This window comes from Grimontia sedimenti (genome assembly GCF_011045095.1).
Lineage (GTDB): Bacteria > Pseudomonadota > Gammaproteobacteria > Enterobacterales > Vibrionaceae > Enterovibrio > Enterovibrio sedimenti.
On record NZ_JAALDL010000003.1, the window covers coordinates 54,330 to 78,751 of the forward strand.

28 protein-coding genes are annotated in these 24,422 nt (G+C 46.4%); 17 read left to right on the forward strand and 11 right to left on the reverse strand.

All coding sequences use genetic code 11. The features are described from left to right. Positions 1-56: 56 nt before the first annotated feature. Positions 57-692 carry a hypothetical protein gene (locus G5S52_RS05570; RefSeq protein WP_235956109.1) on the reverse strand — a complete coding sequence of 212 codons (636 nt, stop codon included), beginning with the start codon at positions 690-692 and terminating at the stop codon, positions 57-59. Positions 693-1,040: 348 nt separating this feature from the next. Here G5S52_RS05570 and G5S52_RS05575 point away from each other — a divergent pair, with 348 nt between their 5' ends. From G5S52_RS05575 to G5S52_RS05620, 10 genes are all read left to right on the forward strand, one after another. After that, the gene (locus tag G5S52_RS05575; protein WP_165012163.1) at positions 1,041-2,216 is read left to right on the forward strand and encodes a MerR family transcriptional regulator; all 1,176 of its coding nucleotides are present in this window, start codon (positions 1,041-1,043) and stop codon (positions 2,214-2,216) included. Positions 2,217-2,228: 12 nt separating this feature from the next. Further along, positions 2,229-2,765, forward strand: a complete 537-nt coding sequence (locus G5S52_RS05580) for a GNAT family N-acetyltransferase (RefSeq protein ID WP_165012164.1) — start codon at positions 2,229-2,231, stop codon at positions 2,763-2,765. A 175-nt stretch (positions 2,766-2,940) separates the two neighbouring features. Further along, on the forward strand, positions 2,941-4,539 hold the full coding sequence (locus G5S52_RS05585) for a methyl-accepting chemotaxis protein (RefSeq protein WP_165012165.1): 1,599 nt from the start codon (positions 2,941-2,943) through the stop codon (positions 4,537-4,539). 146 nt (positions 4,540-4,685) lie between these two features. Further along, positions 4,686-5,126 carry a hypothetical protein gene (locus tag G5S52_RS05590; protein ID WP_165012166.1) on the forward strand — a complete coding sequence of 147 codons (441 nt, stop codon included), beginning with the start codon at positions 4,686-4,688 and terminating at the stop codon, positions 5,124-5,126. A gap of 541 nt (positions 5,127-5,667) precedes the next feature. Continuing rightward, positions 5,668-6,009: a GFA family protein gene (locus tag G5S52_RS05595; RefSeq protein WP_165012406.1), complete on the forward strand. Its 342-nt coding sequence runs from the start codon at positions 5,668-5,670 to the stop codon at positions 6,007-6,009. A gap of 279 nt (positions 6,010-6,288) precedes the next feature. Continuing rightward, complete coding sequence (bufA2, locus tag G5S52_RS05600; RefSeq protein ID WP_165012167.1) at positions 6,289-6,570, forward strand: BufA2 family periplasmic bufferin-type metallophore; 282 nt, start codon at positions 6,289-6,291, stop codon at positions 6,568-6,570. Between the two features lie 22 nt (positions 6,571-6,592). Continuing rightward, a complete protein-coding gene (bufB, locus tag G5S52_RS05605; protein WP_165012168.1) occupies positions 6,593-7,420 on the forward strand; it encodes an MNIO family bufferin maturase in 828 nt (275 codons plus the stop codon). Beyond that, positions 7,417-8,193, forward strand: coding sequence for an HvfC/BufC N-terminal domain-containing protein (locus G5S52_RS05610; protein ID WP_165012169.1), 777 nt, complete (start codon positions 7,417-7,419; stop codon positions 8,191-8,193). The genes bufB and G5S52_RS05610 overlap by 4 nt, the downstream gene beginning before the upstream one ends. A gap of 148 nt (positions 8,194-8,341) precedes the next feature. Beyond that, positions 8,342-9,178, forward strand: a complete 837-nt coding sequence (locus G5S52_RS05615; protein WP_165012170.1) for a hypothetical protein — start codon at positions 8,342-8,344, stop codon at positions 9,176-9,178. Positions 9,179-9,330: 152 nt separating this feature from the next. Then, a complete protein-coding gene (locus G5S52_RS05620) occupies positions 9,331-9,852 on the forward strand; it encodes a GNAT family N-acetyltransferase (RefSeq protein WP_165012171.1) in 522 nt (173 codons plus the stop codon). A 6-nt stretch (positions 9,853-9,858) separates the two neighbouring features. Here G5S52_RS05620 and G5S52_RS05625 read toward each other — a convergent pair whose 3' ends face one another. Continuing rightward, positions 9,859-10,314, reverse strand: coding sequence for an Lrp/AsnC family transcriptional regulator (locus G5S52_RS05625; protein WP_165012407.1), 456 nt, complete (start codon positions 10,312-10,314; stop codon positions 9,859-9,861). A 147-nt stretch (positions 10,315-10,461) separates the two neighbouring features. Here G5S52_RS05625 and G5S52_RS05630 point away from each other — a divergent pair, with 147 nt between their 5' ends. Then, complete coding sequence (locus G5S52_RS05630; RefSeq protein ID WP_165012172.1) at positions 10,462-11,433, forward strand: DMT family transporter; 972 nt, start codon at positions 10,462-10,464, stop codon at positions 11,431-11,433. A gap of 5 nt (positions 11,434-11,438) precedes the next feature. On the opposite strand, the gene G5S52_RS05635 is transcribed toward G5S52_RS05630, so the two are convergent. The 3 genes from G5S52_RS05635 to G5S52_RS05645 form a co-directional block, all read right to left on the reverse strand. After that, complete coding sequence (locus tag G5S52_RS05635; protein ID WP_165012173.1) at positions 11,439-11,921, reverse strand: GNAT family N-acetyltransferase; 483 nt, start codon at positions 11,919-11,921, stop codon at positions 11,439-11,441. 92 nt (positions 11,922-12,013) lie between these two features. Then, the gene (locus G5S52_RS05640) at positions 12,014-12,553 is read right to left on the reverse strand and encodes an outer membrane beta-barrel protein (RefSeq protein WP_165012174.1); all 540 of its coding nucleotides are present in this window, start codon (positions 12,551-12,553) and stop codon (positions 12,014-12,016) included. Positions 12,554-12,848: 295 nt separating this feature from the next. After that, positions 12,849-13,658 carry a sulfite exporter TauE/SafE family protein gene (locus G5S52_RS05645; protein ID WP_165012175.1) on the reverse strand — a complete coding sequence of 270 codons (810 nt, stop codon included), beginning with the start codon at positions 13,656-13,658 and terminating at the stop codon, positions 12,849-12,851. Positions 13,659-13,907: 249 nt separating this feature from the next. On the opposite strand from G5S52_RS05645, the gene G5S52_RS05650 reads away from it, so the two are divergent. From G5S52_RS05650 to katG, 4 genes are all read left to right on the forward strand, one after another. Beyond that, on the forward strand, positions 13,908-14,882 hold the full coding sequence (locus G5S52_RS05650; RefSeq protein WP_165012176.1) for a DUF1852 domain-containing protein: 975 nt from the start codon (positions 13,908-13,910) through the stop codon (positions 14,880-14,882). 45 nt (positions 14,883-14,927) lie between these two features. Further along, on the forward strand, positions 14,928-15,956 hold the full coding sequence (locus tag G5S52_RS05655; protein ID WP_165012177.1) for a methionine synthase: 1,029 nt from the start codon (positions 14,928-14,930) through the stop codon (positions 15,954-15,956). Between the two features lie 295 nt (positions 15,957-16,251). After that, a complete protein-coding gene (locus G5S52_RS05660) occupies positions 16,252-16,584 on the forward strand; it encodes a PepSY domain-containing protein (RefSeq protein WP_165012178.1) in 333 nt (110 codons plus the stop codon). Between the two features lie 346 nt (positions 16,585-16,930). Beyond that, the gene (gene katG / locus G5S52_RS05665; RefSeq protein WP_165012179.1) at positions 16,931-19,108 is read left to right on the forward strand and encodes a catalase/peroxidase HPI; all 2,178 of its coding nucleotides are present in this window, start codon (positions 16,931-16,933) and stop codon (positions 19,106-19,108) included. Positions 19,109-19,203: 95 nt separating this feature from the next. Here katG and G5S52_RS05670 read toward each other — a convergent pair whose 3' ends face one another. Both G5S52_RS05670 and G5S52_RS05675 read right to left on the reverse strand, forming a co-directional pair. Beyond that, on the reverse strand, positions 19,204-19,584 hold the full coding sequence (locus tag G5S52_RS05670) for an EamA family transporter (RefSeq protein WP_165012180.1): 381 nt from the start codon (positions 19,582-19,584) through the stop codon (positions 19,204-19,206). After that, positions 19,575-20,135, reverse strand: coding sequence for an EamA family transporter (locus tag G5S52_RS05675; protein WP_165012181.1), 561 nt, complete (start codon positions 20,133-20,135; stop codon positions 19,575-19,577). Before G5S52_RS05675 ends, G5S52_RS05670 begins: the two co-directional genes overlap by 10 nt. A gap of 138 nt (positions 20,136-20,273) precedes the next feature. On the opposite strand from G5S52_RS05675, the gene G5S52_RS05680 reads away from it, so the two are divergent. Further along, complete coding sequence (locus G5S52_RS05680) at positions 20,274-21,179, forward strand: LysR family transcriptional regulator (protein WP_165012182.1); 906 nt, start codon at positions 20,274-20,276, stop codon at positions 21,177-21,179. 277 nt (positions 21,180-21,456) lie between these two features. Here the strand turns inward: G5S52_RS05680 and G5S52_RS05685 are convergent, their stop codons facing one another. The 4 genes from G5S52_RS05685 to G5S52_RS05700 all read right to left on the reverse strand — a co-directional run bounded on the left by G5S52_RS05685 (position 21,457) and on the right by G5S52_RS05700 (position 23,634). Next, on the reverse strand, positions 21,457-21,792 hold the full coding sequence (locus G5S52_RS05685) for a threonyl-tRNA synthetase (protein WP_165012183.1): 336 nt from the start codon (positions 21,790-21,792) through the stop codon (positions 21,457-21,459). After that, positions 21,785-22,000: a DUF456 domain-containing protein gene (locus tag G5S52_RS05690; RefSeq protein ID WP_165012184.1), complete on the reverse strand. Its 216-nt coding sequence runs from the start codon at positions 21,998-22,000 to the stop codon at positions 21,785-21,787. Before G5S52_RS05690 ends, G5S52_RS05685 begins: the two co-directional genes overlap by 8 nt. A gap of 142 nt (positions 22,001-22,142) precedes the next feature. Beyond that, positions 22,143-22,919 (reverse strand): hypothetical protein, encoded by a 777-nt coding sequence (locus G5S52_RS05695; RefSeq protein ID WP_165012185.1) that lies wholly within the window; start codon positions 22,917-22,919, stop codon positions 22,143-22,145. Between the two features lie 271 nt (positions 22,920-23,190). After that, a complete protein-coding gene (locus tag G5S52_RS05700) occupies positions 23,191-23,634 on the reverse strand; it encodes a hypothetical protein (RefSeq protein WP_165012186.1) in 444 nt (147 codons plus the stop codon). Positions 23,635-23,846: 212 nt separating this feature from the next. On the opposite strand from G5S52_RS05700, the gene G5S52_RS05705 reads away from it, so the two are divergent. After that, the gene (locus tag G5S52_RS05705) at positions 23,847-24,410 is read left to right on the forward strand and encodes a hypothetical protein (protein ID WP_165012187.1); all 564 of its coding nucleotides are present in this window, start codon (positions 23,847-23,849) and stop codon (positions 24,408-24,410) included. Positions 24,411-24,422: the final 12 nt, after the last annotated feature.

Below are 24,422 nucleotides of genomic sequence, written 5' to 3' on the forward strand. Positions count from 1 at the left end.
AATTACCCGATTGCTTGAAATCGCTGTTAGTTAGTGGCGGAAGAGAGACCTGTATTTCAGTTGTTCAAAAAATGAAAGAAGGCACGTAATTGATTTAATATCATGATGGGAGCCACTGGCCACATCATCAGGTTGCTTAGACTTTTCGTCCATTCTGACTGAAGTTCATAAGAAGTGTCTATTTGGTCATGTTTGAGCTTCTTAGACGCGAATGCTTCATTTAATTCATATCCTGACATCGCCATTTCTGAACCTCCGATGGAAAATACAGGGTAGTAGAGGGTACTTAAATCCGGATGTTTGACAAAAACTCGAGTCAAAGTCCAATCGGAACCACAAGGTACAGGCCGTTTACTGATCACGTAATAATCGTATATTTTCCCACCTTTAGGAACTAAGGTCTCATAACTATATCCTGTAAAATCACGGCTATATTGCACGGCTTGCCAACCACAGCTTGCCGTGAACTGATCGCCAAGATACGGATAGATGATTTTGTTCTTCTCATGTTGCCAAGTCAGAGGGTAAACCAAAACTGCAACGAATATAGGCAATGCGATTTTCAGCTTTAATGAGAAATGCTTGAGCAGAAAAAGAAAAGCGATGGCAAAAGGTATAGCGAGAAAAAACCAACTAAAGCCTTGATTGACGGCTCCTCCCAATATGAACGTTATGCAAACGGCTAACTTCAAATACAACTTCTTTTTTGTCATAAACTCAGCGTCTATTCGTTGCCTTTCCATAGTCAAAAGACATTAGGGATAAATTAAATTGTCACAGGGAGTACTTGTGGTTTAACGCGGGCTTAGCGCCTTATCATTATGCGATATCTGTGATCTCTTGAGCTGTATTAAACTCGGGAGAAAGCTTTTAAAAACAGACGCTAAAACTGAATATCCATTCTGTTCCTATGTGTTAAGTCTCAAGGGTTCCACTCTTTTGTACCCTATCTCCCCTACACCAGCCCCTAAACTCCCCTATTGACCTGTCTATAGCTTTATAGTTTAAGGTGGCGACATTGGTGGGCATAGGAGGCAAGCATGTACCGTATTTCCGAGCTGGCGGATTTAGTCGGGCTATCCCGCACGGCGCTGCTTTATTACGAAAAGCAGGGACTGATTCAGGGTAAACGTCTGGAAAACAGTTACCGCGTTTACAGTGATAAAGATGTTCAACGCGTCCGCCTTATCCAGAAGCTTCAGGCTGGAGGCTTAACGCTCAAGGAATGCAAAGCTTGCCTGAATGCCAAGGTCGATCGTGAGTTGCTGCAGAACCGGCTGCAACAGTTAGATGAAGAGATCGCGCACAAACAACAATCGCGACAATTGTTAGCAGCACTGCTGGGGGAAGGGGACTTAAAAGCCTGGCATGAGTCTGTCGACAAAATAGCGCCAGACGCGCATCTCGAGTGGTTAATAAAGCAGGGCTTCAGTGAAAAAGAGGCGCTGCACTTGAAATGGTTATCAAAAGACATGAATGAACATGACCGCTACATGGCTGACTTTATGCGTGTTTTCGAAACACTGGATCGCTGGGGGCCTGGTTCGGAAGAAGAAACACTTCGCGCGCTCAACAGTGTGAAGACTTCACCGAAGACATTGCTTGAGATTGGTTGTGGTAAAGGCATTGCGACGACTGTGTTGGCAAAACATACCGACGCAGCGATTACAGCGCTGGACAATGAGCCTTCTGCGCTCAACCGCTTGAATAAACGTGCAGCAGAGCTTGGTTTTTCGAATCGCATTACAACCGTGAACGCCAGCATGACTGAATTGCCTTTCTCTCCTGAAAGCTTCGAGCTGATTTGGGCGGAAGGCTGCGCCTACATCATGGGGGTAGAAAATGCGCTCAAACAGTGGCGCAAAGTACTCAAGAATGACGGTGTTTTGGTGTTAAGTGATTTGGTCTGGCTGACAGAGACACCAAGTGAAGAAACCGAAACATTCTGGCTACGGGAATACCCGGATATCGGCACAATTGCCAAGCGTGAAGCCCAAGCAAAAGTAGCGGGCTACGAAGTATTGGAGAGTTTTACCCTTGCACCAGAAGCTTGGGAAAACTACTTCAAGCCATTGGAAGAAAGAGTAAATGCGCTGAAAGCAGACATGGCGGAATCAGCGGCGCTGAAGGATATTCAGACTGAATTGAACATCTACAACCGATATTTGAACGAGTTTAGTTATCAGGTCTTTGTGCTTAAGAAGAAAGACCTTTAAGGAAAATGAAACATGAATTACACCACTTATCAAAAGACCGATATCGAAGCGATTATCGAGTTGTTCCAAACGACATTTGCTAACTCTGAAGGTGAAGCAGAAGGAAAAGTCATTGGCGCATTTGCCCGCGAAATGATGGAAACCACGCCTAAGGAAGATTTACAGGTATTCATTGCCAAAGACGGAGAGAAAATTGTTGGCGGCGTGATGTTCTCCACGCTCACTTTGGAAGGTGACAAAACCGCCAAGCTGCTATCGCCAATGGCGGTGAGTACAGAAGTGCAGGGTAAAGGTATTGGGCAAGGGCTGATCAACCATGCATTGGCAGTGCTGAAATCTGAAGGTGTTGATATTGCCGTGACCTACGGCGACCCTAACTTCTACAGCAAGGTAGGTTTTGCACAAATCAGCGAAAACATAATCAAAGCACCGCTTCCGTTAAGCTTCCCTGAAGGGTGGTTGGGGCAATCGTTGAATGACGAATCATTGGAAGCTATTCCGGGACAATCTGGCTGTGTTTCAGCACTGAATAACCCAGAACTTTGGTAAACTGAAAAGCGCCTGTGAGCGCTTTTCTTTCTATACGACTCCCCACCAAAGACAAAATGTGATTCATGTCGCATGGCAACTCGCAAGTCTCACTAGTGATAATTTTGTAACCAATGTGAAATGTGGCGCTACTAGGCTTACCCGCAAATGAAGTAGGTAGGTGATAGGAAACACTATGAGCGTACGTCAGCGATTGCTGGTTGCATTCACACTTTTTCTCGCGTCAACGATAGGACTTGGCAGTTTGGCGCTGTGGATTTCATCCCGTTCGACTGAGGCGTATTCGGAATACGTGAACGAACAGCTCCCTGAAGTATGGGCGCTTTTAGCGCTTGAAAGGGATCATCGGGACCTCTCAACCCTTTCTCAAAAGATTAAAGCTCAGCTCCTGTTTTGGAGCGAAATCACACCGAAGTTTGAGAACTTCCAAGCAAATTACCAAGCGAGCTGGGAGCAGCTCTATCAGCATCCTTCTCTCAGTGAATGGGTTCACGCCAACGCTGAAAACAAAGAGAAAGTGGATGCTTATGCCACTAAGTTATCGCGCGCGATTAAAGACAAAAGCTTCTACGACGCTGGGCGAGTGGTCGACTTTGATTTGTATCCCGCGGTAGACCCAATGTTAGCCGCGCTCAGTGAAAAGCTGGCGGAGCGGCGCGAATATGCAAATATATCTGCAGGTGGATTGATCGCCTTTTTAAAGCAGCAGTCGATGTTCATCATGGCTGCAATCGGTATAGCGACCATTGTCGCCGCGATCTTGATGCTGTGGCTGCACCACACCGTCATTATTCGCATGAATAGGATTTCGATGGCGCTGACCAACATTGATACGGAATCTGATCTTACTGTGCGTCTTGAAGACCATTACAAAGATGAAGTCTCCGCGATTGTCCGGGCATCCAACAATTTGCTAGAGAAGTTCAATCATTTCGTCACGCACATTCACACCAGAACTGGGGAGCTGGATGAGCAATCCGGTACGCTCGACGGCCAGAGCCACAGGGTGTCGGACATTAACAAAGACACTCAGTCACAAATCAATGAAGTGGCTCAGTCTTTGAGTGTTATGGAAACGGCGACCTCAGACATCGTGTCGGCAGTGAACGACACGCGCGAATGTATCGGCAAAATGGCTAAGGACAATGGCGATCTTCAGACGCAGATGACCGCGACAGAGAGGTCAATTGCTTACAGTGTCGATGCTGTCGGCAAAGCGGCAATCACGATGGAAACGCTGAGAGCCACCAGTGAGAAAATCTCTGGGGTGACTGATGTGATTGAGTCCATTGCTGAGCAAACCAATCTGTTGGCGCTCAATGCGGCTATTGAAGCTGCGCGCGCTGGCGAGCAGGGCAGAGGGTTTGCTGTTGTCGCAGACGAAGTTCGTAGTTTGTCGATACGTACGTCTGAGTCGACAGGAGACATTCGAAACTGGATTAACGATCTGATTTCACAGGTTGAAGCTGCAAGCTCGCTATTGAGTGAGACTAAGGTGGCGAGTGAAAACAACCAGCAAGCGAGTGTGCAGCTTCAACAATATCTCAGTGAAATGCACCGCACCTTTGAAGGCTTGGAACAACTCAGTGCAGAAGCTGGCGTGGCGCTGACTTCCCAGCACCGCGAGATAGAGCAACTGACAGAGCGAAGAAGGGAGTTGAAACGCGGAAGCCAGTCATTGACTGATGCCATCAACACCACCAGTCATGTCAGTGGTCAGCTAAGTAGTCAGTCGAGTGAGCTGTCTAAGCTCACCATGCAGTTTAAGACCTAATCAACGATCGGATTCTTATTCTTATCGAAATGAAACGCTTGGTGGGAAATAAACGAGAGCTGGCGTGTATTTTGGTTTTCAACAGTAGGAGGCTGTCGAAAACTTCGTCACTATTGTCTGAATTGATGCAAACAAGGACGATTAAGATGCTCAAGAAAATCGCAGTAGCAGCAGTCAGCGCAATGATGATGTTGGCAATGCCAGCGAAAGCCAATGTTGATGCATTTGCGACTTGTATGGTGGATTCGTTGAATGGCAAAGAGCGCAAGCAGCTCGCACAGTGGGTGTACTTCGCGATTGCGGCGCACCCAGAAATGGCACCTTTTGCGAAAGTGACGGATCAAAACCGATTGGCTTCTGACAAAGTGATGGGGGATTTGGTCAACCGGCTGTTGATTGAAGATTGCTCTGAAGAATTGGTGGTTGCCTTTAACCAAAACCCATTGGCGGTGAATCAGGCATTCGAGTTTGTTGGTAAAGTCGCCATGCAGGAATTGATGACAAACCCAGAAGTCATGGCAACCATTTCCAACTACGCGGAGCATCTGGATCAAGAGAAATTAAACGGATTGTTGAGCGGAAAATAATCTCATCGAATACGCACCGGAATTCTCCAAACGGGAAAAGCTGCAGCGACTAATTTTGATTGGTTGCGGCGGCTTTTTGTTGTTTCTAACTGCGCAATTTTGGCTGTTGACGATGATAGACAACTTCGCTGAACGCCCACATTGCTATTCGATTTTTGGCATCCAGCTTGTTGACTACTTTTGGTATCTCGTCTTTGTCGGAATTCCTTTAATGATATTCATTCCCACGATGTTACTTATCCCGTCGGGAGTGAAAGGGTGGAAGCAGGGTCAGTTCCCGCCAGCAGGCACAAAGGTCTTTCGTCGCACACGTATTAGAATTGGTGTTCAGGGGAGACTTTTCTCTGTGTTTCAAATGCTGCCTGCCATTTTGGTGTTGGCTCTGTCAGTTTGGGGCTACTTTCAGGCTTCAGCACTACACCCAATAGATTTGAGCCAATTTGACCAGTCTTTATGTGAAAAATGAGCGCCTGCTTCCGCGACGAATAGCTTAACAACGCTAGGATTATCCGTATCTCGGGTTTTGCAGGAAGACATGATGATCCAAGTCCAATGCCACTGCGGCAATGTATCGCTTTCCGCTGAATACCCACCCACAGAAGTGACTCATTGTAATTGCTCAATATGTCGGCGATATGCGGCAGCCTGGTCTTATTACGGGTTGGATGAAGTGAACGTTTCGGTCAGGGAGAGCTCACCCAAAACCTATTCCTGGGGCGACGAAGATATCGAATTCCATTACTGTCCGAATTGCGGATGTGTTACCCACTATGTCACCACGCCCAAATGCGCAGCCAAAATTATTGCCATCAACATGCGAATGGCCGACAAACATACGCTCGAAAACCTTCCCGTTCGATACATCAATGGTGCCAGTTTCTAACTTCACCATTGTCTCAATATTCTCTCTTTTTAGTCATTCCATTAAGAAAAAATATTATGAATAGATGTTCATATATAAATTTTTTCAAACTTTTTAATTTATATAAAACAATAGGATAGCCTTAAATTGGGCGCGAAGCTTATTCATCCGCGAAATATTCACGAAAATGCTGGGGTCTGTTTGAGGGAGTTAGACATGCGTCTTAACCTCAAGGTAACCGAACACCCGTGAATGGACAATTTGTCGGTTACCCAACCTACAAATACTGGAGTACAGACAATGAATAAGATTGAAAAGAGCGCCACTTTCGCATCAGTAGCACTGGCAGTAGCAATGAGCGCGAGCGCATTCGCAGCAGAATCACCAGCAGGCAGCACAGGTGCTGCAATTGGTGCTGGTGACAAAGTTCACTGTTATGGCATCCACTCTTGTAAAGGTCAGTCAGACTGTAAAACTGCTGAGCACCAGTGCAAAGGTCAAAACGCCTGTGGCGGCCATGGTTTTAAAGCGATGAAAGCGAAAGAATGCCTTGATCAAGGTGGCGTGATCTCTGATCTCTAATTGATTGCCTGGAGTGAATGAAATGACTTCGAGCTTTGGGCTGGGTTTACGCACTCAGCATTACAACGATTTTCTGAATGCACGACAACCTGTCGATTGGCTGGAAGTCATTTCTGACAACTTTATGGTCAATGGTGGTAAGCCATTGGCCATACTCGACCGCATCCGCGCTGACTACCCGATGACTATGCATGGCGTTTCCATGTCGATTGGTTCGGTGAATGGCCTGGATGAAGACTATCTCAAACGCCTCAAAGCGCTCGAACAACGAATCGAACCCATGTGGGTTTCAGATCACCTCTGTTGGGGCGGCGTTCATGGACGCAAACTTCACGATTTAATGCCATTGCCATTCACGCAGGAAGCGCTGGATGTGGTGGCGAGAAATATTCACCACGCTCAGGATGTTTTGAAGCGTCCTTTGGTGGTAGAAAATGTCTCAAGCTATGTTGAATTCAAAGATTCAGAGATGACTGAGTGGGAATTTCTAAGCGAGATTTGCAATGCGACGGGTTGCCAGCTTCTATTGGATATCAACAATATCTATGTGAGCGCATTTAACCACGGCTTCTCACCGTTTGAATTTATTGACGGCGTACCGAAAGAGCACATCTGCCAGTTCCATCTCGCCGGACACCAAAACAACGGCGATCACCTGATTGATACCCATGACCACCCGGTTTGTGCAGGTGTGTGGGATTTATATGAATATGCATTGACCCGCTACGGCAATGTACCGACCATGATTGAACGTGACGACAATGTGCCACCTTTAGCAGAATTGTTGGACGAGTTGGATATTGCCCGAAAAATCGCTGGAGATGTTCTGAAAACGGAGGGAGCGGCATGAGCCTTCAATCCCTTCAGGACAGTTTCCAAACCATCTTGCTCAGCCAGCAATGTACCGAGGCTGACTGGGTAAACGAGAGGGAAGGCAGCCTGCCATCAAAAGATCGCTTGGCGATTTATTACAACGCTTACCGAATCCGACTTATCGATGTGCTGCGTGACAACTTTGAACATACTGCGGTTTACTTAGGTGATGATTGGTTTAACCAACTGGCTGCGGACTACGTGCAAACCCATCCATCGACTTACACCAACATTGGTTACTACGGACACTTGTTTGCCGGCTTTATTGCCGAGCAGCTGCCTGATGATCTTGAAGTGGCAGAGCTGGCGGAACTGGATTGGACGCTTAGGAGAGCGTTTGACGGTGAAGACAGTGAAGTACTGACAATGGAAACACTTCAGGTAAAGGCTGCTGCAGAACCGGAAAATATCCAGTTGTGTGCAGTGCCGACCCTCACCTTAACCACACATACCTGTAATACCCTTGATATCTGGCATGCCATCGACAAAGAAGAAACACCGCCAACAGTAGAGCCATTACCTCAAGCTGTTGATGTACTGATTTGGCGAAAAGGGCACTCTCCGCATTTCCGAAGTATTTCGCCATTGGAATCTGCTGCGATCTCGATGATTCAAACAGGAATTAACCTCAATAACCTAGGCGCTCAATTGCAAGCGCAATTTCCAGATGTGGATGTGTCGGTTGAGTTTGGTCAAATGCTGCATCGTTGGATTGAGGATGAGGTGTTGTCTTTTGATGGCAGAAACTAGTTGAACCTCTCCCTTTCTTTGTCTTTAAAGTGAAACTTTATGGTGTCAGGTTTCATAAAATCATCTCTTCTCATTATTGAGAGTAAAATGTAAAGCGCTTTCTTTTTAAACTGAGCATGCAGTTGGCTGTATCAATAAAGGAAGTAGTATGAAGTTGTATCAATATGGAAATACAGTATTACTCGGTCTTCTTGTTTCGGCTTGTGGCGGTGGAGGAGGTGGCGATAATAGCCCTAGTCCACAGAGAAATGCCTCAGTTTGCTATAACGAAGACCTGTCAGCTCAAGGGGCTGAGTTTACTGTCGATTATTCTTTCCGCGGGCAATATGCGCAAGAAGGTGAAGAGTTAGTCGACCTAAGCACCTTAGAATCCGAAATCTATGGTTTTCGTGTTTCTAACGGGTCACAAGTGACGTTTAATAATGAGCCAGATATTCATCAATTATCCATTTTCTATCGTGACCCAGATATTAATGGTAACTTGGTTGAGAACTCGACAGACCCTGAATTTGATTTTTATAAGTTTGATGACGATAACAAGATACTAACGAATCTTGGGTATGCGTATTATGTGCCTTCTAATGATGGAACCAGCGCCCAATATTATGAGAATGTGTATCTCCCTACTGGTCTTGAAGAGCGATATGACCTTGAGACAAATGAAGAATATTCATCTGGTACGATAACCAGAAGAACATTTATCGATGGTGAATATGAAGGCGACATTACCATTGAGCAAGCCACGAAGTTTTTAGGTGTTCAAAACATTACAGTCAATGGCAAAAGCTATCAAGCTTGTAAAATGCAGAGAAGCCGAACGATTGCATACTCAGATTTCACGTCAGAATCAACTTACGTGTATTATCTTGGTGTAGGTAATGGAATAAATTTAAAGTCGACCTTTGACGCTAAATATAGTGATGGTAATTCCTACCGCTCAATTCGAGAACTCACGGCAGCCACAATCAACGGCAAATCCCTCTAAACTGAAATCTCGATAAAGAGCAACACCAACTATTTAATTGGTGTTGCTCTTTTTGTTAGGTGTCTCAGGGTCTTGCTCTCAGGTTCGCCTTAGATTGACTATTTGTGTCAAAACATAGGTATCTAGTGACAAAATCTTAGTAGGAGTTTGTGTTGTTGCCCCAACCTCAATTAGAAACCAAAAGACTCGTCCTTCGTCCTTTCACCCTGAGCGATAGCGAAATCGTTGCTAAGTTAGCGGGCGACAAACGCATTGCGGATATGACTGCCAATATTCCCCATCCTTACGAATTGAACATGGCAAAGACTTGGATAGCGACTCACCAAGCCCAATGGGAATCAGGCAAGGGGGCTGTTTATGCGGTCACATTGAAAAGCGATCAACAGCTTATCGGTACCGTCAGTTTTCCCAGCATTGAAGAGGATGTAGGCGTTCTAGGGTACTGGATTGGAGTGCCTTATTGGGGAAATGGTTATGCTGTTGAAGCGTCTCGTGCGCTTATAGATTTTGCGAAAGAACACCTCGGTATGAAGTATTTGGAAGTTATGCACCTGGTAGAGAATCAGCAGTCCCAGTCGGTGATCGAGAAACTGGGTGTGGAATATACTGACACACGAACCAATCGCATGCAGGGCAAAGAACGTCCGGTGAAGTATTACCGTTCTAAACTTTAGTCATTTTTAGACATATATCGGCAACGCCCCACGGTCTTTCACCTTACGAATCGCTAACTGAGTGTGAATGTCTTTCACGTTTTGCAGGCATTGGAGTTTTCGGGTGAATTGCTCATAGCCGCTGAGATCTTTAGCCACCACTTCAAGTAGGTAATCATAAGTACCAGACACCACGTGACAGCTGACCACTTCCTGCATATCACTGATCGCTTGTTCAAAATCATCGACTGACGTCACTTGGTGATTGTTAAGGCTGACTTCTACAAACATCGTCATCGCAATGCCGACTTTATCCCGCGTTAACGAAGCGTGATAACCCGCGACAATCTTTTCTTTCTCCAGCCTTTTAATACGTCTTGCGCAAGGGGAGGGGGAAAGACCAACTAAATCTGCAAGTTCTGCTGTTGTCAGTCTCGCGTCCTTTTGCATCAGTTCCAGAAGCTGTTTATCTATGCGGTCCATCATGAGTGAGCTTTTACTAGTCAATATTTTTAGAAATATTAGCGGAAACCATCAATGTTTTTGTGATTGATATGGAAATTTGCCAACTAACGCTAATCACTGTGCCAGATAATAGCCATTCAACATCAAGGACAGGAATGAACAGTGATGGCTTCGAACGCAGAAAACGCAACGACACAGAGTAAGACGATAGGTTACTTGTCGATGATGGCAACGCTATTGGTTTGGGCAGGTTTTTTCCTCTCTCTAAAAGGTGGCGCGAATTCAGATTTGCTGCCTGCTGATCTGGCACTCATGCGCTTTCTGGTTCCTGCACTGTTACTGACTCCTTTTGTCTATCAGGCACGAGAGCAAATCGCAGCTATTCCGGCGAAATATATGCTGGGTATGTTTGTCGGCAGCGGACTACCGTATCTTCTGGTGGCAAGTAACGCGATGCAATATGTCCCAGTCTCCCACGGCAGTGCATTGGTACCGGGTACTTTACCTTTATTTGTCACCGCTATTGCTGTGCTCTTTTATCAGCAGCCACTAAGCTTACACCGCAAACTTGGACTTGCCGCAATAGCGATAGGCACAGCGCTGTTTCTCGGAAGCAATATCACCAGTTCGGAGGGGGCTTATGATTGGGCACAGTCCAAAGGACATATTCTCTTTCTTTTGGGCAGTTTGATGTGGGCCATTTTCACGATCAGTGCGCGGGTGGCGAACCTGAATGCTCTCGCTTGTTCTGGTGTGTTAGCCATCATGTCTTGTTTGGTTTTGTTTGGGGCAGTCAGTCTTGGATGTCTGCCGAGCACACTCCATCAAACCCCAGTATCACATTGGCCATGGCAGCAAGTGTTTGCCCATACCTTGTTGCAAGGTGTCGGGGCAGGGATAGTGTCGTCTTGCACTTATCTGTATGCCGTTAAACAACTCGGCGCAGAGCGAAGTGCGGCATTCGGCAGTGCGACACCGGTCATTGCGACTTTGCTCGCGATCCCCATCTTCAACGAAGTGCCGGATATGGTGACTATGTCTGCGCTGGGGTTTGTTTGTGTCGGGAGCTTAGTGGCGAGCAATATTTTTATGAAGAATGATGCGTCTTTGAATTATCAACCGCCAGTGCATAGATAATGCAGTTAGCTTGGTAAATCAAGGCGATATAGTTGTCCGACTGGAACAAAAGCAAGTTTTCCGAAAAGCCTCTGAGACCTGACATTAGGCTGGTCGATATCTGCTCTCAACTGCCGGATACCCATTGTTTCGGCATGCTCGAACAGTAAGGGGAGTGCTTCTGACATAAAGCCTTTTTTCCAATAAGCGCGATGTAATAAACACCCGACTTCGCATTCGGAACGGGCTTGGTTAAAGCTATGCAATCCGCAGGTCCCAATAACTTTGTTTGAAGCTTTCTCAACAATCGCCCATTCAAAGGATTCCTCTGTGGCTTCCAATCGAGCCACGCTTTCAAGCATTTGATGAACCATTTTAATTGAGGTGAATACAGGGTCAGACGCAAACTCCATGACTTGCTCGTTACCATAAATCTCAAACAAATCTTCGGCGTCAGAGTGAGCGAGAGAACGCAATACAAGGCGATGGCTGGATAAAACGGGCTTCATTGAATCTCGAAGAGGGCTTGATAGGTGGGTGGATATCAAAACAAGTCAGACTCAGTCAACACTGACCGAATCTGACCCTAAGACGATTTGATTCAGAAGTTATAACGTGCAGTCAGCAATACGCCTTGAATCGACAGGTCTACATCATTGAAGTCGCCAGTTTGATATCGGTAGCCGATGCCAACATCCAATTGATCGAACATATAACCCAGCTCGAAGCCTGCCTGATATGCCAACTCAGTTTGTGAGCGGGAAACGCCGTAAATGTCGGTTTGAGCTTTAATACCGCCGACACCCAGGATCAATGCACTGTATAGATTGTTTCCTGGCTCAACCCATTTTGGTCTTAGGTTGAAATAGTAGGCTTCACCGTCCATGGATACATCTTGTGCGAAGTCCGCTTTACCGAAGTGTTGGTATTCCACTTCCAGTCCAAGCTCCATGCCCGTTGAAATTTCCAGACCGTACCCTACAAAACCGCTTAGGCCGAATGCGTTGTTTTCGTCCACCTTAAGGTCGTTGTATTTCAGCTCCGTATCGTCGTAAACAGAGAGATTGGTGCCTGCATAGAAGTAGTTATCAGCAAAGGAATGGCAGCTAAAAAGGAGTAAAGCAACAAAGAGTTTTTTCATCGGTAAACCACATGTCATTTGGAAGAGTTGGAGAATACGGCGTTGTCCGACAGCAAAAGCAAAGTGCTGAAAACATTACCCTCTCGATCTTCAATGGGAATCAGTCGATGAATTTAACATTGTGGGTAAAAGCGCATATTAGAAGCAGCTCCCAATTATCGATGTTTTGTTATTTAAATCATAAGATTGGAAGATAAGCAGCAGTTTTCCGCAAAGAGACGAATGTTAGCCGGGAGGTGACTAAAAATGTCAAAAAAAAGGAAGGAAAAGAAGGGGCGAATCGCCCCTCAAATGCTTAACGCAGTGCCATATTCGCCGCCATCGCCAGCAAAAGTAGCGCGAAGACTTTCTTTATCGTGGCAACAGGCAAGGTTTGGGTCGCCTTCGCGCCTAAAGGCGCCGTGAACCAAGACGTGCAGACGATACCCAGCAGCGCAGGTAAATACACAAAGCCAGCGAAACCGTCGCTTAATGCAAAGTGGGCACTGCCAGATGTTATGTAACCCACCGAACCAAACAAAGCGATAACGATGCCACAGGCTGAAGCACAACCAATCGCTTTCTTCATGTCGATAGAAAAGAAGCTCAACATAGGCACCAAAAGAGCACCACCGCCGATACCAATCATGGCTGATAAGCCACCGACAATCGTGGTGAAGAAAGTCAGTAGGCCTTTGTTTGGTAGTTTACGCTCGGCGTCATCATCGTTCTTGCCGCTGAAAATCATCTTCAATGCAATGAGCACCACACTCACCGCAAACACCATGCGAACAATTTGCTCAGGTAACAAGGCGGCCAGAAAACCGCTGATGAGTGCGCCAAGCGCCACGCCAGTCATGATCCAAGGGGCCAAATCCCAGGGAACATTACCGTTTTTATGATGAGCGATAGCCGAAGAAGTAGAAGTAAAGAGTATCGAAGCTAATGAAGTCGCGATGGCCGCAACCACGACCTGCTGTGCGGGCAATACGTCAAAGTGAAGCAAAATCACGCTGAGAATCGGCACAATCACCAATCCGCCGCCAATACCTAACAATCCCGCCAGAAAACCTACGCCGCTGCCGAGCAGCGCACAATATATAAACAATAAAAGCAAATCACTCATCCATTTCATCTCTGCTTATTTTCAAGAGGCTGAAATCCTACACGAACAAATAAAAATAGATCATGAAGATTTCTCATGATGAAGGTGAAGGAAAAGAGTTTTCATTAAATCCATGAGGCACGTATAAATCTCACTATGCAAGTATCACTGAAAAACAGTGAATACGACTGACTGGGAAAGTGATAAATAAAAATAAAGCCCAGTAACAGTAAGGAATTAAGTCAGTTTTAGATCAGGAACCCGATCACCATGAATAAGAATTTTACGTTCGCGATTAACAGCATTAGTTTTGATGAAAACTATCAGCCAAAAGACAACACCCGAATTACCACTAACTTCGCTAATTTAGCGCGAGGTGATAGCCGCCAGAGCAATCTGCGCAATGCACTGCGAATGATTGATAACAGTTTTAACTCTCTCGCTAATTGGGATAATCCAAAAGGCGATCGTTATTCTTTGGAATTGGAAATTATCTCCGTTGATATGGATATCGAAGGCAGTGGTGAGACATTCCCGTCGATTGAGATTCTGAAAACCAACATTCTTGATCGCCGAACCAACGAGCGCATTGACGGCATTGTGGGTAACAATTTCTCATCTTACGTGCGTGATTATGATTTCAGCGTCTTACTGCTTGACCACAACAAGGACCAGCCTAAGTTCAGCATCCCAGAGAACTTTGGTGAGCTCCATGGCAAGCTGTTCAAACACTTCGTGAACTCAGAGGCTTACAAGCAAAACTTCAAGAAGCCACCAGTGATCTGTTTGAGCGTGTCAGACAACAAAGTTTACAGCCAGACTGAAAACCAACATCCGGTGTTGGGCGTCGAATATCAGCCAAATGAGTCTTCACTCACCGAGCAATACTTCAAGAAAATGGGCCTTCAGGTTCGCTACTTTATGCCACCAAACAGCGTTGCACCTTTAGCTTTCTATTTCTTTGGTGATTTGCTGAACGATTACACCAACCTTGAGTTAATCAGCACAATTAGTACCATGGAAACATTCCAGAAAATCTATCGCCCTGAAATTTACAATGCCAATGCAGTAGCGGGAAAACGTTATCAGCCAAACTTGAAAAATGCTGACCACTCTTTAACGCAAATTGTATATGACCGTGAAGAGCGCAGCCGATTAGCGATTGAACAAGGTAAGTTTGCAGAAGAGAACTTCATCAAGCCTTACCAAAATTTTCTGGAGCAATGGTCTGCGAATTACGCCTAATCACGATCAATAAATAACGAATAAAGAGAAAAGACAGTATTTATTATGAAAACACTATTACCAACTTCAACAGCAGGAAGCTTACCGAAACCTTCGTGGCTGGCAGAACCAGAAAAATTATGGTCACCATGGAAATTAGAAGGTGATGCATTAATTGATGGCAAACAAGACGCACTTCGTGTGGCATTGCAGGAACAACAAGTCGCAGGTGTCGATATTGTCAGCGATGGCGAACAAACACGACAACATTTCGTGACCACATTTATTGAACATTTAAATGGCGTTGATTTTGAAAAGCGCGAAACCGTGACAATCCGTAACCGCTATGAAGCGAGTGTACCTTCAGTAGTGGGGCCAGTTTCCCGTCCAAAGTCCGTATTTGTGGAAGATGCCAAGTTCCTTCGCAAGCAAACCGACAAGCCAATCAAATGGGCGCTACCAGGTCCTATGACCATGATCGATACCCTTTACGATGGCTACTACCAAGACCGCGAAAAGCTGGCTTGGGAATTTGCGAAAATCCTGAACCAGGAAGCGAAAGAATTGGAAGCGGCCGGCGTGGATATCATTCAGTTCGATGAGCCCGCATTTAACGTCTTCTTTGATGAAGTGAACGAGTGGGGTATCGCCACGCTGGAACGCGCCATCGAAGGGCTGAAATGTGAAACCGCTGTTCACATCTGTTATGGCTACGGCATTAAAGCCAACACCGACTGGAAAAAGACGCTGGGTTCAGAATGGCGACAGTATGAAGAAGTCTTCCCTAAGCTGCAGCAATCCAACATCGATATTATCTCGCTGGAATGTCATAACTCCCGCGTGCCAATCGAGTTGCTGTCACTCATTCGCGGTAAGAAAGTCATGGTAGGTGCGATTGATGTGGCGACAAACACCATCGAAACACCGGAAGAAGTAGCTGACACGCTGCGCGAAGCGCTGAAATATGTCGATGCCGACAAACTCTACCCATGCACCAACTGTGGTATGGCACCGCTTTCCCGCGAAGTGGCAACAGCCAAGCTCAATGCACTGAGTGCAGGTGCGGAAATCATCAGAAAAGAACTTACTGCCTGAATGCAATACCAGTAAGTAATCTTTAGACAAATAAGGACAGTCACTCGATGCCAAAGAGTGACTGTCTTTTTACTTCTTCTGTTTTCAACCGGTTAATGCCTTCCAATACTCTCACCTACGCCTTGTGGAAATCGCAAGAAATCGCTTTCACTTTTTTTTCACACCACGTCATTTAGTCTGCCATTGTTGATACGAGGCATTGTCCATTTTTGCTGAAGGCGCTCTCAGGAACTCAAACCTTCAACATCTCATGAGGCAAGGTACTTTAATTAAAACGGAATTAAGGACAGACAAAATGAAAAAACTGATCTTAGGTAGTGCACTTCTGGCTTCTGTGGGCGCATTCAGCGTTTCTAGCTACGCAGCAGACGCCAAAGTTATTACTGAAGAAGCGGCAATCAAAGCCGCACTGGCGGAAGTAGGTGTTGAGGTACTGGGCATCCGCTTTGACGAGCCAGACACCCAGTGGGACGTGTTTGTCAGATCTGGCGAGCAAGCTTACGAAGTGGAAGTTGATGCAGTCAGTGGCAAAATCGTAGCCGCTGAAAAAGAAAGCCTGGCAGAAATCCAAGCAGAGCTTTCAGGCGATCTTTCACATGAAGGTGTGGCTGGCGACATTGATAAATGACGTAGATAAATAATGCCATTGGCTGCTTCATGCTCTTCGTGAAGCGGCCTTTCACTCAACATCCAATTTTTTACTCGCTTTCACCTGCACAGACCAGCTCCAAACACCCACTCACACTCTCCACTGCCTAAGTAAGCAGCACTTCCTTTACGACAGAAAACTAACGAATACAGTGTATTGAAAGTGTCCAAAACCCCTCTAAAAATTAACATAGATCAAGCCAATTGCAGGTATAGGAAAAAGCAATTGTTACCATTATCAATAAGGGATTATTTTTGATGCATTGCTGAGGTAAGTAGCAAGACTACCTTTAAACCAACAGTGACAATAAACAAAAGGCGGGATTATGGAAAATAAACACAATACATCAGGAAAATGTCCTGTGGTACATGGCGCAATGACTAGTACCGGAACCTCAAACGTGGCGTGGTGGCCGAAGGCGCTCAACCTGGACATCCTCCACCAACACGACAACAAATCTAACCCTCTTGGTGAAGACTTTGATTACCGAGAGGCACTCAAAACGCTTGACGTAGAAGCGCTGAAAGCTGACCTGAAAGCGCTGATGACAGAAAGCCAGGAATGGTGGCCTGCCGACTGGGGTCACTACGGCGGTTTAATGATCCGCATGGCGTGGCACTCAGCAGGTTCTTACCGTATCGGTGATGGCCGCGGTGGTGCGAGCACAGGTAATCAGCGTTTTGCTCCCCTTAACTCATGGCCAGACAACGCCAACTTAGATAAAGCACGCCGCTTACTTTGGCCTATCAAACAAAAGTACGGCAACAAAATCAGCTGGGGTGATCTGATGATCCTGGCGGGTAACATGGCGTATGAGTCCATGGGTCTGAAAACCTTCGGCTTTGCGTTTGGCCGTGAAGATATCTGGCACCCAGAAAAAGACATCTACTGGGGATCAGAGCAAGAGTGGCTGGCACCAAGCGGTGGTGAGAATGGTCGTTACGCGGCAGAAGGCGAGCGCGATCTGGAAAACCCACTGGCTGCCGTGATGATGGGGCTTATCTACGTCAACCCAGAAGGGGTAGACGGTAACCCAGATCCTCTGAAAACCGCGCAGGATATGCGTGTGACGTTCGCTCGCATGGGTATGGACGACGAAGAAACCGTCGCGCTGACAGCTGGTGGCCACACTGTAGGTAAAGCACACGGTAATGGCGATGCAGCAAATCTGGGCCCAGCGCCAGAAGGCGCAGATATCCATGAGCAAGGTTTGGGTTGGCAGAACCACACGACCCGTAGCGTGGGTCGCGACACTGTCACCAGTGGTATTGAAGGTGCGTGGACGACCAACCCAACGCAATGGGACAACGGTTTCTTCGATATGCTTTTGAAGCATGAGTGGGAACTGACCAAGAGCCCAGCAGGCGCGTGGCAGTGGAAACCTGTCGATATTAAAGAAGAAGACAAGCCGGTAGATGTCGAAGACCCAAGCATTCGTCATAACCCATTGATGACAGATGCGGACATGGCGCTGAAAATCGACCCGGATTACCTCAAGATTTCGGAGAAATTCCACGCTGACCCGGCTTATTTCTCAGAAGTCTTCGCACGTGCCTGGTTCAAACTGACGCACCGTGATTTGGGGCCTAAATCTCGCTATGTAGGTCCAGATGTACCGGCAGAAGATCTGATTTGGCAAGACCCAATCCCAGCAGGTAAAGCGGACTACGATGTTGCAGCTGTGAAAGCGAGAATCGCAGAAAGCGGCCTGTCTATAAGTGAAATGGTGTCTACTGCGTGGGACAGCGCACGCACCTTCCGTGGCTCTGACAAACGTGGTGGTGCAAACGGCGCACGTATCCGCCTTGCGCCTCAGAAAGACTGGCAGGGCAACGAACCCGAGCGTCTGGCAAAAGTGCTGTCTGTGCTTGAGCCAATCGCAGACGAGTTCGGTATCAGCGTCGCAGACGTGATTGTTCTGGCGGGTAATCTGGGTGTGGAGCAAGCTGCGAAAGCCGCTGGTTTCGAACTGGAAGTGCCATTCGCAGCAGGTCGCGGTGATGCAACCGCAGAACAAACTGATGTGGAATCCTTCGCTGTGCTGGAACCGCTGGCAGATGGTTTCCGCAACTGGCAGAAACAGCACTACGCGGTCGCACCAGAAGAAATGCTGCTGGACCGTGCACAGCTGCTGGGCTTAACCGCACCAGAAATGACAGTGCTGCTGGGTGGTATGCGTGTTCTGGGCACCAACCACGGTGATTCTGCACACGGCGTATTCACGGATCGCGTCGGCACCCTGAGTAACGACTTCTTCGTGACCCTGACCGACATGAACTACGCGTGGAAACCAACAGGCCGTAACTCTTACGACATCGTTTCCCGTAAGAGCGGCGAAGTGAAATACACCGCAAGCCGTGTTGATTTGGTGTTCGGTTCAAACTCCATCCTGCGTGCGTATGCAGAAATCTACGCGCAGGACGACAGCAAAGAGAAATTCGTGAAGGACTTCGTTGCTGTATGGACCAAAGTGATGAACGCAGACCGTTTCGACATCGCTTAATCACCACAGCGAGTTAGAACGAGTACAGACAATACCGCTCCCAGTGAGCGGTATTTTTTTATCTGAAATCAGTAAAGACCTCAAACGCGCAAACATCAGCTTGAATGATTCTCTGAACGTTTTGGGATAAAAACAGCGCTGTCTTTTTTGCTGAACTCATCCCTAGCATTATCACCATCCCTTGGCGTTGGCATTCCCTCATAGCGAATCAATCCTGCCAGTAAAATCAGGGTTGCAGCTATCATATCGTTCAGGCTCACTGCATCTCCCAGAAAAACCCAAGCCAGACCCAAAGCAAACACCACTTCACAACTGCTAATCATGGTGGTCTGCTCCATATCGGCCAACTGTGCCCCTTTGGAAAACAGGTATTGGGGCAGGGCAGCGGAAAGCACGCCGAGAGCCAGAATCAGCCCAAGTTCGTCAAACGAGGAAGGGACAGAAAACGTTTCCTGACTGACGAATGCTACAGGCACAAGAATCGCCATATGACCCAGCAAAGCGGCAAACATCCTGGCTGTAGCGTCGTGATTTTTTCAGGCAGTGAGAACATGTTGATCACCACGGCGAACGACACAGGCGCGGCGAGGCAAACCAGCAAATCTTGCCAAGACGCTCCAAAGCCTTTTGATTCCTGCATAATGCAAACGGCGATAGCAATTAGCATGGCCGCGATCATCCGGTTGCGGCTCATGGTTTTGTTAAAGCAAAGCCAGCCAATCAGAATCGCGAACATGGGGTAGGCGTAGTAAGTCAGGATAACTGTATTTGGCTCAAGCTTGGAGAGGCTCGACATAAAAGCCAACATGCCCAAGGCTGATAAACCGCCCACTGCGATAAAACGCAGAAATTCGCCATCCAACACCGGACGCTTTCTCAGTAACAACAGCATAATGAAAGTTGGAATAGCAAAGCGGTACAGGGTAACAGTATTTGGCGAGAACCCCTGACTCAGCAGCAACTGCGCCAGTAAAGGGTTCGAGCTAAAACCCAACGCAGCGGCCAATACCATCCAAATGCCCATCATCTGTTTCCCTCCTGCTTTTAAGGAACCATTTTGTTAAGAAGCCATGTCATGCTTTCTAACAACAACAAGAGAATGCTAGTGGTTTTTATGTAGAATTATTAATGAATAACTCTGTAAATACATAAATATGGTGCATGCATGAGATTAGAGATCCGCCACTGGCAGTTGCTTGATGCGATTGGAAAATACGGGAGTCTAGGTGCTGCCGCAGACGCCATTGGCGTCACACAGCCTGCCATGAGCCATCGCCTTGCAGAAGCGGAGCGAAGACTGGGTAGTGCGATATTTGAGCGGGAAGGACGAAGACTCAAACCAACTCCCGCCGGACAAGCATTGATCCAAACAGCATCATCCATCCTGCCAGAGCTATCACGGGCGGAAGACGAATTCGAACGCACCGCCGCCGATGCCAGTCATTTAGTGCGGATTGGGGTAGCAGAATACTCCGCTTATCACTGGGTACCGGGATTTCTGAAATCACTCGCGTTCAGCAGAGAAAAGCTGCAAATTGATTTTGTGGCGGCGGCAACACGAGAAGCTGAAGCGACGCTGATAACCGGAAAAACCGACATCATCATTTCGCCTGCACGTTCAGAAAACCCAGCACTGGATTGCAAAACCTTGATGGAAGACGAGCTGGTACTGGTGACTCACCCCAATCACCCATTAACCGCCAAACCTTGGATTGAAGCGCAGGATTTAGTGGATGTAGATTACCTGACCTACAGTCTGGACGCGCTTCCTGGTTTTGAATACGAACGCTTTATCCGTCCATCCGGTATTCGTCTTCCTCACATGCAGGTCGTAGAAATGACCGATGCCATTGTAGAAATGATCGCCGTCGATTTAGGCGTGAGCATCCTTTCCCGCTGGGCGCTGAAACGCTCGATAAGACAAGCGCTGGTGGCACCAGTGTCAGTCACTAAAAAAGGGTTACCGTTAACCTGGTACATCATTAGCCGTAAATCCGACCGCAAAAATGAAGCCATTAAAGTCACCGCTGAAGCCTTACAACAATGGTTCTCGTTAAATGAGTCAAGCTAGAACTCAGCGTTTATGCCTATTGGCTCTGGTTTGATTCATGTTGCCGAGATTGCTCTGAATTGGATTGGGACATCTCTGAGTTAGAGATTTCGATCGAATCAGTCTGCTTCGGATAACTTCAGATTGGGATAAGGTGGTGGGCTGCGCTCGCCTGTCATTCTGGGATGGGGGCGAGCTACCTTCCTGTACGCATCCGAGCAATTTACTTAATAAGGCAGCGACAGGCTTGTTCAATACCCAAATTAAGTGTCGACTGCGCGACACTTATTCTTATTTATTAGTTATTTTCTTCTGCTGGCACTTGGTCATTACTATTTTCGCGTTCTTTAGTTGGCTGTATAGCGTCACGATGAAAGCCTTGTGCTGATACGGCAAAAACCGCGAGACCACTTACGAAAATATAGATATCTATACCTGAAATCATTTCCTTAGCTTCGGGAAAAAATACACCTGCAATCAAAAAAATACCGCATACGATACCACTTGCTTGAAACACGCTATTTATCATAACTGCGTGATTAAACTCCGTACCAGTTTTCAAGCAGCGACATAGATATAAAACAACTAGAAGTAGCCCCAAGATCGCAGAAGGAATAAGCATTACTTTATCCACGATTTCCTCCCTTTGGCTTATTACTATTTGATGGTGTTTTTCTCTTTTCCGCTCGTTTGGAATCGTTGACTGATTCGCCAAGAGCAGCGCCAATCACACCACCAATAATTGCCCCAAAAGGTCCACCTAAAGATGCCCCCAATATTGCTCCGCCAACGGCAGAGCCAGTCGTTCTTGTATTGTCTTCTTCAGATCTTTTATTAGACATAAAACCTCCATGTAAACTTGATACTCTTCAAGAAACTAACGTTAGAATAACGAACGTTTACTAACCAAAACTGATTGAAACGCATATATCACCACATTTCCATGAAGAATTGTTCCACGGATAAACGTTCCGTTCATTATTGTTATGTGCTTTCCTTAAGATAAATAGCCATTCCCTCGTAAGGACCAAACTCAGGTATTTCTCCATACAATTCATCGGATATTGACTCTAAAGATGTACGGTGACCATGCCCTATCATAAAGCGCCCTACGACAAACACTGAACGTTTATCAAGTTCTGTGCTTCCCCATATGGGGGTAACTTCCCTTCCATTGTGTCGGTAGCAGATTGAGTTTAAACGGTTGGCTTCGTATTCCGCATCCTCAAATGACTTTTCTTCCCAGTCGGCAACTCCAAAGAAAAATGAAGGAGGTAAAGAGCCACTTCGATTATCAGATTTAACACATAGATTCTTATATATGTGTAACCTCACTCTATTCATTTTTGCATTCAGCTGAGTCTCCAGTTCGGGTAACTCATATTTTTTTGCTATGACGAGAACTTGTTTTGCGAGTTCTTCACTATCCAGAATTGCACGAGCTGCTTGGATCCATTCAACACGGTCGTTTTTTGGCTTACCATGATTGTCAAAAAGGCAATGCACAACATCGTCTAAGTAGGTATTGATTTGAGTAATCATATCCAAGCTAGAATTATACTTTGAATCAGCTTCTCGATTTCTAGCTACTTGAATCACTGCTAAAATGGCAGCTAAAGCTCCTCCAGCTGAAACGAAACTGCCAAGAGAGTTGAGCACCGAAATCAGGTCCTGCGAACTTGACTCGACTGCTGAAAACAAAATAGCGAAAAGATAAAAGCCAGCGAAGACTAAACAAATTTGCGTTATATACCTGCTCAAACGCCCTCCAACTAGTACATATTTCGAGCACAAGCGATTGTTTTAATGAGGGTATCATAAGTAGAATCCGAAACAGGAACGAGAATTACAACAAAGATGGGTATTTTCTATACACCTCACGACAAGTATTAGAAATTCTATGGAAAACTCTCGGGGTGAGATGGATTCCGTTAGCTTTCACCAGCACGAAATGGGGCAAAACCGCTTTAAGCCATCGACCTTTACCTCAAGTAATGTAACAGGCTTGCTATGACTATAGTCTTTGCCTCAATTAGCTCGTTTTCATCTCTTTAATCACCATCACCTGCTTCTCCAACACCAATCTCTCAGCCTCACTATTGGTCTTTTTAACATTCACCCACTGCACACCTGCAGTGTCACCATGGTTGATTTCTAATTGCAGGGAATACTTGGCGCGCTTGAAGATGGATAATGCACCTAAGCCAGTCAAAACAAGAGCCAACCCCAGCACACCTTTGTTCTGAAACTGGGAGTAGGCGAGCCAGACACCGCCGGAGAATATCCAAATCCAGAAGAAGATGTAGAGCAGATTATCCAGCAGGGAGAGCTCTTTGACTCTGGCATCTTTGATTTTCCAAAGCGCATATTGGTCTTTGCGGAAGTGGAAGAATTCTTGGTCGATTTTAAAGTCGTCTTCTTTCAACATGGCAGGGTCTTCCTCGGGCATTGGGGCATCTTCAATTGATACCGACACTTTTTCATTCTCTATTTTGTGGGTCAAAGCGCCTGTCGAGAACCTTCGCGTGAACTCAAGAAATTGAAACCATTTAAATCCCTGAAACAAAGAGAAGTTGCAGGGCGGTTTTAATGACATCAGCCTGAATCTTCTAACCTGCATCTACTCGATCTTGGTTTAGCATTTAGACTATTGATCAAAGAGATAATGAAAACGGGCAGGGGTAACACGTGGGGCTGATTATTGTTTCATTGGTGGTTGGCGTTATCGTCAGCTACCTGATGTTCAGTGTACCGAAAGACAAACGAAGTCCTTTATGGTTTGGGGCCTCGATTGTGTTGGTGATAGGTATCGCCATCTGTTCTTATCCACTCGCGACGCCGCATATTCTGGTTTCTGACTACTTGCCACTAGAGCAGTGCGAAACCACAGACTATGAACTGCGAGATTACCGCACCCCAAAAAACACAGATGTTTTGGATTTGGCGAAAAGCCAGCAAACTTTTTCTATGACCATTGAAGGCAGCTTGGGTTATTGGGCTGGTGATAGAAATCAGCTGAAAGCCAGAAAAGGGCAGACCGTCTCCATTACACAATGTCCGTATTTCGGTTATCCGCATCTGTCGAACATGATCGCGCAAATCGCGTTAGCGGATACCGTGATTTATCAATATCGAACTCAATCAGAATTTCAAGAACAGGCCGACACCAGCAAGATGTTTGGCTTTATCGGCTTCCCGTTGTTTTTGCTGCTGTTGATTGTGCTGAATATTTATCTGCGCCGTGATGATTGAGAGCAGAACAGC